Genomic DNA, 15,210 nt, shown 5'->3' with positions numbered 1-15,210 from the left:
AGCGCGGTCATCGCCGCCGGGCCGTGTCGTCGGCAATCGGTTCCGGATCGAGGCCGTGCCAAGCGCACGGCCTTTTTCGTGCTCGCGGATCTTGCGCGGCGGCACCGGGCCGCGCGCCGCGTCCGCCGCCAGGATCACTTATCATGTCGGCCAGGCAATTCGCGACGAAAGGCAGACCATGTTTACAGGCATTGTTCAGGGTGTTGGCACCATCAACGCCATCAAGGATCACGGCGAGCTGAGGACGTTCAGCATCGAATTCCCCGAGCGCTTCACCGACGACATCGAGATCGGCGCGAGCGTGTCGGTCGATGGCGTGTGCCTGACGGTGACGACCATCCATTCGCCGGCGCTGATCGACTTCGACGTGATGCTGCCGAGCCTGCGGATCACGACGCTCGCCGACCTTACGACCGGCGCGCGCGTCAACGTCGAGCGGGCCGCGAAGGACGGCGCGGAGATCGGCGGGCATCCGCTGTCCGGTCATGTCGATTTCACGGGGACCATCGCGCACATCGCGTCGTCCGAGCACAACCGGATGATCCGCATCGGCGTGCCGGCCGAATTCAAGCGCTACGTGTTCGCGAAGGGCTATATCGCGATCAACGGCTGCAGCCTGACCGTGTCGGACGTCAATCGCGACGAAGGGTGGTTCGACGTCTGGCTGATTCCGGAAACGCGCCGCGCGACCACGTTCGATGCGAAGGGCGTGGGCGACAAGGTCAACATCGAGATCGAGCGCAGCACGCAGGTCGTCGTGGATACGATTCGCGAGTCGGTCAAGGAAACGCTCGGCGAATTGAATGGCGTCGTCACCGCGCTGCTCGCGGAAAAAGGCATCGATATCGAGGAACTGCTGGCGCGTAACGTCGCGCGGCTGCCGAAGCAGTAAGCGCGATGCCCGCGTGCCAGGTGATCCGCCGGATCACCGGGTACGGGATATCGCATCGCGCCGCGGCGATCGAACGACATCGGCCGCGGCCACCCGTCACTCCCCCTCCACCCGCGCCCCCTTCCCCACCGCCACGCGCTGCGCGCGATAAATCCCCGCGTGCCCGGAAAACAGATACGCGACGACACAGGCGACGATCGCATACACGCCGATATCCGCGCCGAACAGTTCGATCGCCATGATCGTCGACGCGATCGGTGTGTTCGCGGCGCCCGCGAACACCGCGACGAAGCCGAGCCCCGCGAGCACGGGTACCGGCAGCGCCAGCACCTGGCCGAGCGCATTGCCGAGCGTCGCGCCGATGTAGAACAGCGGCGTCACCTCGCCGCCCTTGAACCCGGACGCAAGCGTGACGACGGTGAACGCGAACTTGCCCGCGAAATCGTAAAGCGGCAGCGGGCCGTGAAACGCGGCCTCGATCGTCGGGATGCCGAGGCCGAGATACTGCGGCACGTTCAGCACGGTCGCGGCCACCGCGACCAGCAGGCCGCCGATCACCGGCTGCAGCGGCGCATGGCGGATCACGCGGCGAAACCACGCGGTCAGCGCATGCGTCGCAAACGCGAACAGCCGCCCGACCACGCCGAACGCGATGCCCGCGACGACCGTCACGGCGAGCCCGGTCACGGTGACGGCCGGCACGGATGGAATCGCATAGGCCGTGTGATGGACGCCCCACGCGCGGCACACGACGTCCGCGACGATCGCCGACGCGACGCAGGTCAGCAACGCGTCGTAGCGCAGGCGCCCGATCGCGAGCACCTCGAGCCCGAACACGGCGCCCGCGAGCGGCGTGCCGAACACCGACGCGAAGCCGGCCGCGATGCCGCCCATCAGCAGCACGCGGCGATGCTCGCGATCGAGGCGGAGCACGTGCGTGATGCGATCGGCAAGCGCGCCGCCCATCTGCACGGCCGTGCCCTCGCGCCCGGCCGAGCCGCCGAACAGGTGCGTGACGACGGTCGCGACGAGCACGAGCGGCGCCATCCGCTTCGGCACGAGCGCCTTCGGGTCGTGAATCTCGTCGATCAGCAGGTTGTTGCCGCGCGCGACCGACTGGCCGAATCGATGGTAGATCCAGCCGGTGGCGAAGCCGGCGGCCGGCAGCCCCCACAGCAGCCACGGATGGGCGACGCGCGTACCGGTCGCCCAGTCGAGCGCGATCAGGAACAGCGCGGAAGCCGTGCCGGCGAGCGCGCCGAGCAGGGCCGAAAGCGCGAGCCAGCGGCACACGTAGCGCACGGTCGCGAAAAAATCGGCAGAAGTCGTGAAAAACATGATTTCCCAGATTCGACGGAACATCAAAACCTGGGCGGCAGAATACCGGATGGACGGCCTGCGACCTCCTGACGACCCAGGAACACGCAGGCATCATCAGCCGGGCAAACCGGCGGTTGAGGGCCGCACCGCGCGCGCCACGCGCCGGGAACGACCGCAGGGAGGCATGCCATCTCCGCAGGCGGCAATTGTACGCGACGGCGCGCCACGCACACAATGCAGACGCCGCCGGGCCGCTGCGAAACGACGGCGCCTGCCCGCTGCGCCGTCAGTCGCGCGGCGCGAGCGCGATCCGCGCGATCAGCCGGGGCGCGATCTGCTCGAGCGGCAGGATCGCCGACGCCGCGCCGATCGCCGCGGCCGCCTTCGGCATCCCGTACACGGCGCTCGTCGCCTCGTCCTGCGCGATCGTGTACCAGCCCTTCGCACGCATCGCCTTCAGGCCGAGCGCGCCGTCGCGCCCCATGCCGGTCAGCAGCACGCCGAGCGCCTCGCCCTGCCAGCCGTCCGCGACGCTGTTGAAGAACACGTCGATCGACGGCCGGTACGGCGTGTCGGCCGGATGCCGCGTATAGCCGAGCACGCCGCGCGGCGACAGCGTCAGATGGTCGTTGGTCGCCGCGAGCAGCACCGTGCCCGCTTCCGGCACGCTGCCCTCCCGCGCGACGCGCACCGGCAGCCGCGTGTAGCCGTCGAGCCATTCGGCCATGCCGTACGCGAATGCCTGGTCGACGTGCTGGACGATCACGATCGCGGCCGGAAAATCGGCCGGCAGCGCGCGCAGCAGCGCGGTGAGCGCGGTCGGCCCGCCCGCCGACGCGCCGATCGCGACGAGCGTCGGCTGGCCGCGCGCGGACGCGGGCCCCGGCGGCACGAGCGCCGCGGAGCGGCTTTCGAGCAGCCGGCCGATCTGGTCGATCTTCGCGAGCAGCGCCTGCGGCGACGCGTCGGTCGACAGCCCGAGCGCGAGCGTCGGCGTGTCGACCGCGTCGAGCGCGCCCGCGCCCATCGCCTCGTACACCGACGACGTATTGGCGCTGACGCTCGCCGTCACGATCAGGATCGCGCACGGCGCGCGCGCCATGATCCGGCGCGTCGCGGCGACGCCGTCGACCTTCGGCATCACGAGATCCATCAGCACGACGTCGGGCGGGTGCGCGACGCAGAAATCCACCGCCTCGTCGCCGTCGGTCGCGACCCACAGCACGCGATGGTCCGCGCGCAGCGCGATCACGCGGCGCAGCGCCTCCACGGCCAGCGGCAGATCGTTGACGATGCCGATGTTCATTCTCGCGCGTCCCCGATCAGGTCGTGCACGGCATCGAGCAGCGCTTCGTCGTGGAAGCTGCTCTTCGCAAGGTAGTAATCGGCGCCGGCGTCGAGCCCGCGGCGGCGATCCTCGTCGCGATCCTTGTACGACACGATCATCACCGGCACGCGCTTGAGCATCGGGTCGCCCTTGATCAGCGTGACGAGTTCGATGCCGTCCATGCGCGGCATGTCGACGTCGGTCACGACGAGATCGAACGCATCGCTGCGCACCGCGTTCCAGCCTTCCATCCCGTCGACCGCGACCGTCACGTCGTAGCCGCGCTTTTCCAGCAGCTTGCGTTCGAGCTCGCGCACCGTCAGCGAATCGTCGACGACGAGCACGCGGCGGCGCCGGTCGGCGAGCGCGAGCTGCGGATCGCGCGAGACCCGCGCGAGCTGCCCGCCGCGCACGAGCTTGTCGACCGAGCGGATCAGGTCCTCCACGTCGACGATCAGCACCGGGTCGCCGTTCTCGAGCAGCGCGCCGGCCGCGATGTTCTGGATCTTGTTCAGGCGGCTGTCGAGCGGCTGCACGACGAGCATCCGTTCGCCGAGGAAGCGGTCGACCGCGACGCCGTACAGCTCGGGTTCGCCGCCGACGACCACGACGGCCGTACTGGCGCGCGCCACGTCGGGTTCACCCGCGTCGAGCAACTGGTGCGCGGCGACGAGGCCCGCGCGCCGGCCGTCGAACGGAAAATGCGGCTGCCCTTCGAGCACGTCGATGTCGTCGTGCGCGAGTTCCAGCGTGCGGCGCACGTGCGCGAGCGGGAACGCGTACGGCTCGCCGCCGACCTCGACGAGCAGGCTGCGGATCACCGACAGCGTGAGCGGCAACTGCAGCACGAAACGCATGCCGGCACCCGGCTCGTTGAAGATCCGTACCGCGCCGCGCACGCCGCGCACCATCTCCTGCACCGCATCGAGGCCGACGCCGCGCCCCGATACGTCGGTCACCGCGTCGCGCATCGAGAAGCCCGGCAGCAGCAGGAATTCGAGCAATTCGGGATCGGACAGCCGCGCGGCCGTCTCGTCGTCGGTCAGGCGCTGGCGCACGACGGCCGCGCGCAGCGCGTCCATGTCGACGCCCGGCCCGTCGTCGATCACGCTGACGAGCAGCGAGCCGGCGCTGTGGCGCGCCTCGAGCGTGACGCTCGCCTCGGCCGGCTTGCCGCGCGCGTGCCGCGCTTCGGGCGAATCGACGCCGTGGTCGATCGCGTTGCGCAGCAGGTGGCCGAGCGGCGCGTCGAGCAGGTCGAGGATGTCGCGATCGACCTGCGTGCCTTCGCCGACGATCGAGAAACGCACCTGCTTGCCGAGCGAGCGCGCGAGATCGCGCACGATGCGCGGATACGCACGCGTCGCGTCGCCGAACGGCCGCATCCGGCATTGCAACGCCTCGTCGTAAAGCTGCTCGGCGATATGCGTGCTGCGCCGCTCGAAGCGGTCGAATTCGTCCATGCGCTCGGCGAGCGAGCGCTGCAGGTCGTTGAGCATGTGCCGAACTTCGTTCATCGACGCGAGCATGCCGGCGTCGAGATCGTCGGCGAACTGCTCGACCATCAGGTCGAGCGAACGGGCCGCGTCGCGCTGCGCGCGCTTCACGCGCAGCATCGATTCGGCGAACGGCTTGAGCCAGCGCGATTCGACCAGCGATTCGCCGGACAGGCTCAGCAGCCGGTTCAGCGTATCGGCGCGCACGCGGCGCATCGCGCCGGCGCCCACCACGCGGCCGGCCTGGGCCGGATCGGGCGCCGGGCCCGACACGGCGAGCGGCGGCACCGCGGCACCGGCCCCGACCGGCTCGTTCGCGGCGCCGTCGTGCTCGCGATACGGCACGAACGACGGCGGCGCGGGCGGCGGCGCGGCGGCCGGCGCCTGCATCGTCTGCGCGCCGTCGGCGCCCGTCAGCGCCGCCGCGAACACGTCGATCTCGGTCTGCGACACGGGGTGCCCCTGCGGATCGCCGACGCGCACCAGCAAATCGACGCCGGCCAGCAGCACGTCGACGTGCGTGGCCGTCAGCGCGATCGTGCCGGCCTGCGCGGCGACGAAGCACTCTTCCATCCGCCCCGCGATCTCGACGCCCATCGGCACGCCGACGATGCGGGCGGCGCCCTTCAGCGAATGCGCGGCGCGCATGCACGCTTCGAGCGCGACGGAATCGGGCTCGCCCGATTCGAGCGCGAGCAGCCGCTCCGACAGCGCCTGCGTCTGCGTGCGCGTCTCCTCGCGATACAGCTCGAGCAGCGACAGGTGGCTCAGGTCGTCGTCGCCGCTCATCGCATGCTCCGTGTCACGGCGTCGAACAGACGGTCGTCGTCGAGCAGCCCCACCGACTTGCCGCGCCACGACAGCACGCCGCGCGACAGGCCGGCGCTCGCTCGCCCGACCGTCGCGGGCACCGGCACCCAGTCGGACGCGCCGAAGCGCAGCACGCCCTCGACTTCGTCCACCGGAAACACGACCGGTTCGCCCTGGTGCGCGGCCACCAGCAGCCGCGTGAAACGGCCGTCGCCACCACCGCTCCCGCCGCGGCCGGCCTTGCCGGCATCGAGGCCGAGCAGCGCGCCGATCGAGATCGCGATACGCAGCGTGCCGCGGATGTTGACCACACCGCGCACGGCGGAATGGCGTCGATGCGGCAGCGAATGGATCGGGCGCGTGCCGGCGATCTCGCGCAGCACGCCGATCGGCAGCGCGAGCCATTCGTCGGCCACCCGGAACGCGAGCGCCGCATGGCGCGCGTCGCCGGCGGCGTCGCCCGCGCGCGCCGTGCCGAACGCGCTCATCCGGCGCGTGACGTCCGCCATCTCGGCCACGTCGAGCGGACGCTCGAGCAGTCTCGCCGCGTTCGACGCATAGACCGGGCAGTTCAGACAGCGCTGGCAGTCGTTCAGCCGTTCGCACGAGCGGTCGCCGCGCGTGCCGATCCGGTTCCAGCAGTCGTCGACGTCGAGCGTCGCATCGTCAGTGGCAGCGGCGTCGCGGTTCATGCATTCCTCCGGTCATCGCGGTGTCGGTCCCATTCCCGTCGTCGTGTCAGCCGGCCGAACGCCGGGCGCGTTCGAGCAGCCATTGCGCGCCCGCGCGATCGCCGCCGACGTCGAGCAGCGTCGCGAGATGCGTCAGCGCCTCGTGATGCGTGGGGCGCAGGTACAGCGCCTTCCGGTAGAAGTCGCTCGCTTCCGCGGCGCGCCCGCGCGCATCCGCGATCAACCCGTTCAGGTAGAACGCATCGGCATGCGGGCCGACGCGCGCCGAGAACTGCGCGAGCACGCGCTCGGCCTCGTCGAACGCGCCCGCGTTCGCCAGCGCCTGCGCATCCTCCAGCGTCGGGACATCGTCAATTGCCGGCGCAATGCCGTCGTAGGCCGGTACGGCCGCCGCGGCGGTCGCCACCGTCAGGTCGGCCCGTGCGTCGACTGCGGCCGTCTCCACGGCCGGCGCCGCCACGAACGGCTGACGCACGTCGCCGAACCAGGCCGGGGGCGCGACGGCCACCACCGGGCGCGGCGCGGCGAGCGGGGCGACCGTGAAGCGCTCCGCGCGCTGGTGCGGTACCGCCGCGGACAGCGGCGCAACCGGCCGCGCCGCGCATGCATCGGCCGCCGCGCCGGCCAGCTCGCGATGAAACGCGAACGCCAGCGGGACGCGCGCCGAGCGCATCCCGTGCCGCATCGCGACGCCCGTCTCCGCCGGCCCGACGAACAGCATGCCGTCGTCGGCGAGGCGCGCGTCGAGCGAGCGGATCACGCGATCCTGCGCGTCGCGGTCGAAATAGATCAGCACGTTGCGGCAGAACACGAAGTCGTAGCGAATGCCGGTATCGGCCACCGGCTCGACGAGGTTCGCGTGGCTGAACTGCACGCACGCGCGCACGCGCTCGTCGAGCAGCCAGCCGTCGCGGGTCGGCGTGAAATACCGCGTACGGAACTCCGTCGCCGTCCCGCGGAATGCATTGCGCCCGTAACAGCCGAGCCGCGCCTGCTCGATCGCGCGCGCGCTGAGGTCGATCGCGTCGATCGCGAAGCTGGCCGGCTCGAGCCCCGCATCCAGCAACGCCATCGCCGCTGAATACGGCTCCTCGCCCGTCGAACACGGCGCGCTCAGCACGCGGATCACGCGGCCGGGCATTGCGGCGAGCCGTTCGGCGGCCAGCCGCGCGAGCGTCGCGAAGGCCTCGCGGTCGCGGAAGAACCACGTCTCCGGAACGACGAACAGCTCGATCAGCGCGCGCCGTTCGTCGGCCGACGCGTTGAGCTGCTGCCAGTACGCATCGAGCGCTTCCGGCGTCACGGGCGCCCGCGCAGCCGACGGCACGCGCTCGCCGTCGGCCTGCAATGCATGCACGCGATCGGTCAACGCCCGCATCAGGAAATCGTTGCCGAGCGAATCGGGGTCGATGCCGGTCTCGCGCAGCAACCAGCCGCGAAATCGCGATTCGGACACGTTCATGCAGACTCCTCCCCGTGGCCCGACAGGCCGTCGAACAGATACAGGCGCGCAACGTCGTCGATCAGGTCGGGCACCGACACCTGCTGCACGACGCCGTCGGGCGTGTTCGCGACCCGCCCGAGCCAGCGCGTGCGCGCGGTCGCGATGCCGCTCGCGCGAAACGCCGCGCGGTCGATCCGCATCGTCTGCGTCGCACGCTCGACGATCAGGCCGATCGTGCGCTCGCCGTCAGCGTGACCGGCGCGATAGCGGACCAGCACGAGCCGCGTCGAGCGCAGCGCCTGCGCGCGCCGCCCGAGCGCCAGCATCGGCACGTCGATCACCGGCACCGGCTGGCCGTCGCGCATCAGCAGCCCGGCGATCCAGTCGGGCGCGCCGGGCATCGCCTTCATGACGGCGAGCGGCAGCACCTTGTCGATGCCGGCCGCGTCGAGCGCATAACGCTCGCCGTCGAGCTCGAACATCAGGAACAGCGCGCGCGCGCCGTTCTGCGGATCGGCGCGCGTCACGCGTCGACCTTGAAGCGCGACACGCTGGTGCGCAACTGGTTCGCGACGAGCGTCAGGTCGTCGATCGCCTGCGACGACTGGCGCAGCGATTCGGCCGTCTGCTGCGCGGCCTCCGACAGTTGCGACAGCGCCTGCGTGATCTGCTCGGCGCCGTTCGCCTGCGTCTGCATGCCTTCGTTGACCATCTGGAAGCGCGGCGCGAGCGTCTGCACCTCGGCGATGATCTGCGACAACTGCCCGCCGACCTGCTGCACGTCGAGCATCCCGCGGCGGACTTCCTCGGAGAACTTGTCCATCCCCATCACGCCCGCCGACACGGCCGACTGGATTTCCTTCACCGTCTGCTCGATGTCGTAGGTCGCCACCGCCGTCTGGTCGGCGAGGCGGCGGATCTCGGTCGCGACGACCGCGAAGCCGCGGCCGTACTCGCCGGCTTTCTCGGCCTCGATCGCCGCGTTCAGCGACAGCAGGTTGGTCTGGTCGGCCACCTTGGTGATCGTCGCGACCACCTGGTTGATGTTCAGCGCCTTCTCGTTGAGGATCGCGAGCTTCGCGTTCACCGAGCCGGCCGCGTCCATCACGCTGCGCATCGTCTCGCCCATCCGCGTGAGCCCGCTCTGGCTCACGCCCGCGAGCGTCGCCGACTGCTCGGCCACGCCGGCCACCTCGTTCATCGTGCGCAGCAGGTCGCGCGACGTCGCGAAGATCTCGCGCGAGGTCGCGCCGATCTCGGTCGTCGTCGCGGCCGTTTCGTTCGCGGTCGCCTGCTGCTCGCGCGAGGTGGCCGCGATCTCGGCCACCGACGTCGTCACCTGCAGCGACGATTGCTGCGCGCGCGACACCAGCTCGGTCAGCTCGTCGGCCATCCGGTTGAAGCCCGTCTCGAGCGTGCCGAACTCGTCGCGGCGGCGCAGGTCGAGGCGATGTGTCAGGTTGCCGGTGCGCATCACGTCATGCACCTCGACGAGCCGCGCCATCGGCACGGTGACCGACCGGTACAGCATGTAGCCGAGCCCGAGCGCGGACAGCAGCATGAACGCCAGCGCGGTCGCCAGCACGATCTCGGTGTCCTGCACGGATTCGCGGATCAGCTTCGCGGACTGCTCGGCGAACTTGCGGTTCTCCTGCACCAGCACGTTCGCGTTGCGCACGACCTCGGTCCACGCGGGCAGCGTTTTCGCGTACGCGGCGACCGCGTCTTCGCGCGACGCGCGGCCCTTCTGCACCGCTTCGTTCAGCAACGGCACGTAGTGATCGTAGGCGCCGCGGAACGCCGTGAAGCGCTGCCGGTCGTCGTCGCGAAACGTCGTGTTCTGGTAGTCCACCGTCAGCGACTCGACCTCCTTCAGCGCGTCGGCGATCTTCGCGAGATCGCGCTGCGCGGCGTCGGGATCGGTTTCGACGAAGATCGCGCGCTGCAGCAGCGTGAACGATTCGTTGACCGCGCCGCGCAGCGTCGACGCGAGGTAGACGCCGGGCAGCGAGTCGCGCTCGATGCTGACGGCTTCGGCGTTGATCGCACGCAGTCGCTCGTACGACACGCCGGCCGTCACCAGCATCAGCACGAAAAGCACGCCGAAGCTGAGCAGGATGCGATTGCCGAGCGTCAGCCGGGCGGCGCCGATCGTCGGATGCAGGCTTTCATTGGTCGCGCGGGGCGTCACGGTGGCCATGTTCGTTATGGGCTTTCTAAATTCAGCGTTGAAAAAACCGCGCCCGCGTACGCGCCGAATGGCGCGCCACGAGCGCATCGAGGTCTCTCGGGCGGCGCGGCGGCGGCAGGCCGCGGCAGGCCGCGCCGCGACGTCACCGCTCCGCCTGCGCCGGCAGCCGAAGCGCGACCATGAAACCGCGCGCCGTATTGCGCATCAGGATCTGGCCGCGATGCCGCGCCGCCGTTGCGCGGACGAATGCGAGGCCGAGGCCGAAACCGCCGCGCGCCGCGCCATGCGCGGATTCGAGCTGCACGAACGACTCGGTCGCGGCCGTGCGCTGCTCCGGCGCGATGCCGGCGCCGGCATCCTCGACGCCGATCAGCCAGGCGCCGTCCTCGCCGCCCAGCGTGCAATGTACGTCCATCCCGGCCGGGCCGTATTTCAGCCCGTTGTCGACCAGGTTCGCGACCGCGCGCGTCAGCATCATGCGGTCGCCCATCGTCACGCACTCGCCGTCGGGCACGTGCGCGATCACCCGGCAGCCGAGCCCGGCCGCCTTCTCCCACAGCTGGTCGACGGCGTCGACCACGATCTCGTTGAGACTCACGACTTCGTGCGCGCGGCGCTCGGACTGCGCGCGGGTCAGGTGGATGAAGCCGTCGGCGAGCGCGAGCGCGCGCCGCGCATGGCCGGCGATGCGCTCCATGATCGCCGGCATGTCGCCGTGTTCGGCCCGGTAGACGTCGAGCAGCGCGAGGATCGACGTCTGCGGCGAACGCATGTCGTGCGACAGGAAATCGAGCGCCTCGTCACGCTGCCGCGACATCAGGTACGAATTCGAGTGGTAGCGAATGCGCGCGGTCAGCTCCATCGCGTCGGGAAGCTTCACCAGATAGTCGTTCGCGCCGGCGATGAACGCCTCGCGCTTGACGATCGGCTCTTCCTTCGCGGACAGCACGATGATCGGCACGCGCGCGGTGCCGGCGTCCGCGCGCCACGCGCGCACGAGATCGAGGCCGTCGATCTCCGGCATCACGAGATCCTGCAGGATGACCGTCGGCTTCACGTCGCGCGCGACCGCCATCGCCCGATGTGCGTCGGTGCACACGTGCAGGTCGATGTCGTGCTCGCTGCGCAACGCGCGGCGGATCACCTCGCCGACGAATGGCTGGTCGTCGACAAGGAGGACCGATAACCCCGATTCGAGGCAATCCGAGGCATTATCACTACTCGATTCTTTCATAAATCCAGTTTCAAACGCCGAATCTCCAAACGATTCTTTCATAGGAGTTGTTTATCCGACTTGGGCGCCATCTTATATTGGCAGTTGAAAAACCCGCCTGATTCCGCGGATTAGGCCTGTCGGCATTGCCTTGCGGGGCCTCGGACGCCGTTGTTTCCCCGTCGACGACCGCATTACCTCCGCATTCTTTCTCTCAATAAACATAACCGGCTGATTCTAAATGAAATTAGAACACAGCATCTATCTCCTTCCGGTTTAGTTTTGCCAAATATGCAGAAAGAGACGGCAACGGATAAATCGGATCATTTCCGGATTCGACGCACGATAACGTTTGCGAGACCCGCGCCATAAGGCTTGCATGTCGTGCAAGGCTGCGGGATCGGTCGTATTGGGGCCCGATCGTGGCGAGTCAAATCGGCAGTGCGAGGGGAAATCGCGCGGCGGGCGACGCTCGATCCGCATGCGTATGAGAACCGGCGGGAAGCCGGCAGGACGCCGGCCCCGTGGGTGTGAGTCGTGAGCCCGCGGCCGATCAGCCGCGCGCGTGCTGCGCGGACACTTCCTGCAGGTCGAGGTCGCGTTCGAGCGCGTGCAGCATCTCGTCGTGAATGCGCCCCGACCGGTGCAGGCGCAACAGCTCGGCGCGCCCGGCCCGGATCGCGGCCAGCACCACGTCGTAGTGCGCGGTGCGCACTTCCACCGGATACGCGGGCGCGTTCTTCGACCGCTCGGTCAGCTCGGCGCGATACGTGTACTGCTCGAGCAGGCGGGGATGGATCACGACGCCGTTCTCGTCGCGCACGAGCGGCTGGATCGCCGCGAGCTGCGCGGCCTCGACGTACGCCCACGTCTGCGGCTCGGTCAGGTGGTGCGCGGCGCGCTCGTCGCGCGGCGGCAGGCGCAGCAGCCGGATCAGCGGGCCAATCGTCGTGCCCTGCAGCAGCACGGTGACGAGGATCACCGCGAACGATGCGACCAGGATCACGTCGCGGCCGGGCAGCGCCTCGGGCAGCGACAGCGCGATCGCCAGCGTCACCACGCCGCGCATCCCGGCCCAGCTCATGATCGTCGCGGCCTTCCAGTCGGGCGCCTCGCCGCGGCCCGCGAGGCCGCGCACCGGCCACTTCAGCGCCTCGACCGCGTAGATCCACACGAAGCGCGACACGATCACCGCCGCCAGCACCGCGAGCACTGGCGGCACCATCGTGCCGAGCACCTGCTCGAAGCCGCCGAGCCGGTGGATCGCGCCGCGCAGCGACAGCCCGATCAGCACGAACACCAGCGCCTCGAGCAGGAACACGATGACCTGCCAGAACGCGGTGCCGCGCGTGCGCACGGCCGCCGAAAACACTTCGTGCTGATGCCAGCCGACGATCATGCCGGCCGTGACGGTCGATATCACGCCCGACACCTCGACCATTTCACCCGCGATGTACGCGATCCAGCCGGCGATCACCGCGACGGTGATCACGAGATAGTCGTCGTCGAGCAGCTTCAGGAACCACACGACGAGCTTGCCGACCACGAAGCCGACCACCACGCCGCCGAGCCCGAGCTCCGCGAAGCGCACGACCGCGTGCTCGAGGCTGAACGCGCCGGTGAGCGCGGCCGCGACCGCGAAGCGGAACAGCACGAGGCCGGCCGCGTCGTTCAGCAGGCTCTCGCCTTCGAGCAGCACCATCAGCCGGCGCGGCAGCGCGACGCGTTCGAGCACGGCCTTCGCGGCCACCGCATCGGGCGGCGACACGATCGCGCCGAGCGCGAAGCACGCGGCCCACGGCAGCGTCGGCACCACCCAGTGCACGGCGAAGCCGACCGCGAACGTCGTGAATACGACCGCGCCGATCGCCAGCATCAGGATGCCGCCGACATTGCGCTTGAATTCTTCCCACACGGAGAAGTACGCACCGTCCATCAGCAGCGGCGGCAGGAACACCAGCAGCACCAGCTCGGGATCGAGATCGATCGGCGGCAGGCCGGGGATGAACGCGATGCCGATGCCGCCGATCAGCAGCGCGGCCGCGGGCGGCAGCCGCAGCCGCTTGGCGATGCATTCGAGCGCGACGATCGCGAGGAATGACAACAGAACCAGCTTGAATGCCGAGACGGGGGACATGAATCGACCTCGTGAAGAATGAATTCGCGCGTTCCGGCGTCGTACCCCGGCCGGCAGTTTCGCGCGATTACATCACGAGGCGACGCCCATCGTCGAGCCCGTGTCGGGCAGTTCGGCGCGCGGGACACGCGCGGCGCCGCGCCGCGCTCGCGACGCGCGATGAAAGAACGGCACGCGGGCCGGCCCGATCGCCCGCCCGCGTGCCGTCGTGGCGCCGCGCCGCCTGCCGCGCATTACCGGCGCCGCACGACCATCAACCGCGGCTCGGTCATGTCCTCGATCGCGTAGCGGACGCCTTCGCGGCCGAGGCCCGAATCCTTCACGCCGCCGTACGGCATGTTGTCGACGCGGAACGACGGCACGTCGTTGATCACGACGCCGCCCACCTCGAGCTCGTCCCACGCGCGCTGCGCATGCGTGAGCGAATCGGTGAACACGCCGGCCTGCAGCCCGAAGTCGCTGTCGTTCACGCGCGCGAGCGCGTCGTCGAAGCGGTCGAACTTCTCGAGGATCGCGACGGGGCCGAACGCCTCCTTCCGGTAGAGGTCCTGCTCGCGCCCGACGTTCTCCAGCAGCGTCGCCTCGAACATCGCGCCGTCGACCTTGCCGCCCGCGACGATCTTCGCGCCCGCCGCGACGGCCGCGTCCATCCAGCCCGACAGCCGGCGCGACTCGGATTCGGAGATCATCGGCCCGACGAACGTCGACGGATCCTTCGGATCGCCCATCTTCAGCGAACGCGTCTTCGCGATCAGCTTCTCGCGCAGCGCGTCGTACAGGTCGGCATGCACGAGAATCCGCTGCACGCCGATGCAGCTCTGGCCCGACTGGTAGTACGCGCCGAACGCGAGGCGATCGACCACGTAGTCGAGCCGCTCGCGCTGGTCGGCATCGACGATCGCGGCCGCGTTGCCGCCGAGTTCCAGCACGACTTTCTTCTTGCCGGCCTTCTCCTTCAGCGCCCAGCCTACCGCCGGCGAACCGGTGAACGACAGCAGCTTGAAGCGCTCGTCGGTCGTGAAGAGGTCGGCGCCGTCGCGATGCGCGGGCAGCACCGAGAACGCGCCCTTCGGCAGGTCGGTTTCCGCGAGCACCTCGCCGATGATCAGCGCGCCGATCGGCGTGCGGCTCGCCGGCTTCAGCACGAACGGGCAGCCGGCCGCGAGCGCGGGCGCGACCTTGTGCGCGGCGAGGTTCAACGGGAAGTTGAACGGCGAGATGAACGAGCACGGGCCGACCGGCACGCGCTTCGTGTAGCCCGTATAGCCCTGCGCCCGCGCGGAAATCTCGAGATTGACGATCTCGCCGTCGATGCGCACCGATTCCTCGGACGCGACGCGGAACGTGTCGATCAGCCGCGTGACTTCGCCCTTCGAATCGTTGATCGGCTTGCCGGCCTCGATGCACAGCGCCTCGGCCAGCTCGTCGAAACGTTCGCGAAACCGCGCGACGCAATGATCGAGCACGGCCTGCCGCTTGTAGGCCGGCATCTCGCGCATCGGCTTCGTGGCGTCGACTGCCGCGGCGATCGCCGCGTCGATCGCCTTCGCGTCGGCCAGCGCGACGCGCGTGGCGACCTTGCCGCTGAACTTGTCGGTCACCTCCAGATCGGTGTTCGCGTAGACGGCTTCGTTGGCGAGATAGTACGGATAGGTTTCCTTCAACATGGAACGACTCCTTCCTGTGAA

The 15,210-nt window shown here is 69.5% G+C and carries 11 protein-coding genes and 1 riboswitch; of the genes, 1 reads left to right on the top strand and 10 read right to left on the bottom strand.

Annotation, left to right across the window (positions count from 1 at the left end; genetic code table 11):
• Positions 1-178: 178 nt before the first annotated feature.
• Positions 179-892: a riboflavin synthase gene (locus CFB35_RS19375; RefSeq protein ID WP_059573759.1), complete on the top strand. Its 714-nt coding sequence runs from the start codon at positions 179-181 to the stop codon at positions 890-892.
• Positions 893-988: 96 nt separating this feature from the next.
• On the opposite strand, the gene CFB35_RS19370 is transcribed toward CFB35_RS19375, so the two are convergent.
• From CFB35_RS19370 to CFB35_RS19320, 10 genes are all read right to left on the bottom strand, one after another.
• Positions 989-2,230, bottom strand: a complete 1,242-nt coding sequence (locus tag CFB35_RS19370) for a voltage-gated chloride channel family protein (RefSeq protein ID WP_059573758.1) — start codon at positions 2,228-2,230, stop codon at positions 989-991.
• Positions 2,231-2,310: 80 nt separating this feature from the next.
• Positions 2,311-2,416, bottom strand: a riboswitch (Fluoride riboswitch).
• Positions 2,417-2,498: 82 nt separating this feature from the next.
• Entirely contained in the window at positions 2,499-3,518 is a 1,020-nt protein-coding gene (locus CFB35_RS19365; RefSeq protein ID WP_059573757.1) for a chemotaxis response regulator protein-glutamate methylesterase, read from the bottom strand.
• Complete coding sequence (locus CFB35_RS19360) at positions 3,515-5,824, bottom strand: hybrid sensor histidine kinase/response regulator (protein ID WP_059573756.1); 2,310 nt, start codon at positions 5,822-5,824, stop codon at positions 3,515-3,517. The genes CFB35_RS19365 and CFB35_RS19360 overlap by 4 nt, the downstream gene beginning before the upstream one ends.
• Positions 5,821-6,537, bottom strand: coding sequence for a chemotaxis protein CheW (locus tag CFB35_RS19355; RefSeq protein ID WP_059573755.1), 717 nt, complete (start codon positions 6,535-6,537; stop codon positions 5,821-5,823). The genes CFB35_RS19360 and CFB35_RS19355 overlap by 4 nt, the downstream gene beginning before the upstream one ends.
• A gap of 46 nt (positions 6,538-6,583) precedes the next feature.
• On the bottom strand, positions 6,584-7,999 hold the full coding sequence (locus CFB35_RS19350) for a protein-glutamate O-methyltransferase CheR (RefSeq protein WP_059573754.1): 1,416 nt from the start codon (positions 7,997-7,999) through the stop codon (positions 6,584-6,586).
• On the bottom strand, positions 7,996-8,508 hold the full coding sequence (locus CFB35_RS19345) for a chemotaxis protein CheW (RefSeq protein WP_059573753.1): 513 nt from the start codon (positions 8,506-8,508) through the stop codon (positions 7,996-7,998). Before CFB35_RS19345 ends, CFB35_RS19350 begins: the two co-directional genes overlap by 4 nt.
• Entirely contained in the window at positions 8,505-10,181 is a 1,677-nt protein-coding gene (locus tag CFB35_RS19340) for a methyl-accepting chemotaxis protein (RefSeq protein ID WP_059573752.1), read from the bottom strand. The genes CFB35_RS19345 and CFB35_RS19340 overlap by 4 nt, the downstream gene beginning before the upstream one ends.
• 133 nt (positions 10,182-10,314) lie before the next feature.
• Positions 10,315-11,448, bottom strand: coding sequence for a hybrid sensor histidine kinase/response regulator (locus CFB35_RS19330; RefSeq protein WP_059573751.1), 1,134 nt, complete (start codon positions 11,446-11,448; stop codon positions 10,315-10,317).
• 490 nt (positions 11,449-11,938) lie between these two features.
• Positions 11,939-13,522: a Na+/H+ antiporter gene (locus CFB35_RS19325; protein WP_060009515.1), complete on the bottom strand. Its 1,584-nt coding sequence runs from the start codon at positions 13,520-13,522 to the stop codon at positions 11,939-11,941.
• Positions 13,523-13,755: 233 nt separating this feature from the next.
• Positions 13,756-15,189 (bottom strand): aldehyde dehydrogenase family protein, encoded by a 1,434-nt coding sequence (locus tag CFB35_RS19320; protein WP_059573749.1) that lies wholly within the window; start codon positions 15,187-15,189, stop codon positions 13,756-13,758.
• Positions 15,190-15,210: the final 21 nt, after the last annotated feature.

Source organism: Burkholderia sp. AU16482 (assembly GCF_002223285.1).
Lineage (GTDB): Bacteria > Pseudomonadota > Gammaproteobacteria > Burkholderiales > Burkholderiaceae > Burkholderia > Burkholderia semiarida.
Note: the sequence above shows the minus strand (reverse complement) of the source record. Positions and strands in the feature narration are given on the sequence as shown.

Coding starts and splice junctions, on each gene's coding strand:
- CFB35_RS19365 (WP_059573757.1), bottom strand. CDS start 3,518: ATGAACATCGGCATCGTCAACGATCTGCCGCTGGCCGTGGAGGCGCTG.
- CFB35_RS19350 (WP_059573754.1), bottom strand. CDS start 7,999: ATGAACGTGTCCGAATCGCGATTTCGCGGCTGGTTGCTGCGCGAGACC.
- CFB35_RS19360 (WP_059573756.1), bottom strand. CDS start 5,824: ATGAGCGGCGACGACGACCTGAGCCACCTGTCGCTGCTCGAGCTGTAT.
- CFB35_RS19375 (WP_059573759.1), top strand. CDS start 179: ATGTTTACAGGCATTGTTCAGGGTGTTGGCACCATCAACGCCATCAAG.
- CFB35_RS19325 (WP_060009515.1), bottom strand. CDS start 13,522: ATGTCCCCCGTCTCGGCATTCAAGCTGGTTCTGTTGTCATTCCTCGCG.
- CFB35_RS19355 (WP_059573755.1), bottom strand. CDS start 6,537: ATGAACCGCGACGCCGCTGCCACTGACGATGCGACGCTCGACGTCGAC.
- CFB35_RS19330 (WP_059573751.1), bottom strand. CDS start 11,448: ATGAAAGAATCGTTTGGAGATTCGGCGTTTGAAACTGGATTTATGAAA.
- CFB35_RS19370 (WP_059573758.1), bottom strand. CDS start 2,230: ATGTTTTTCACGACTTCTGCCGATTTTTTCGCGACCGTGCGCTACGTG.
- CFB35_RS19320 (WP_059573749.1), bottom strand. CDS start 15,189: ATGTTGAAGGAAACCTATCCGTACTATCTCGCCAACGAAGCCGTCTAC.
- CFB35_RS19340 (WP_059573752.1), bottom strand. CDS start 10,181: ATGGCCACCGTGACGCCCCGCGCGACCAATGAAAGCCTGCATCCGACG.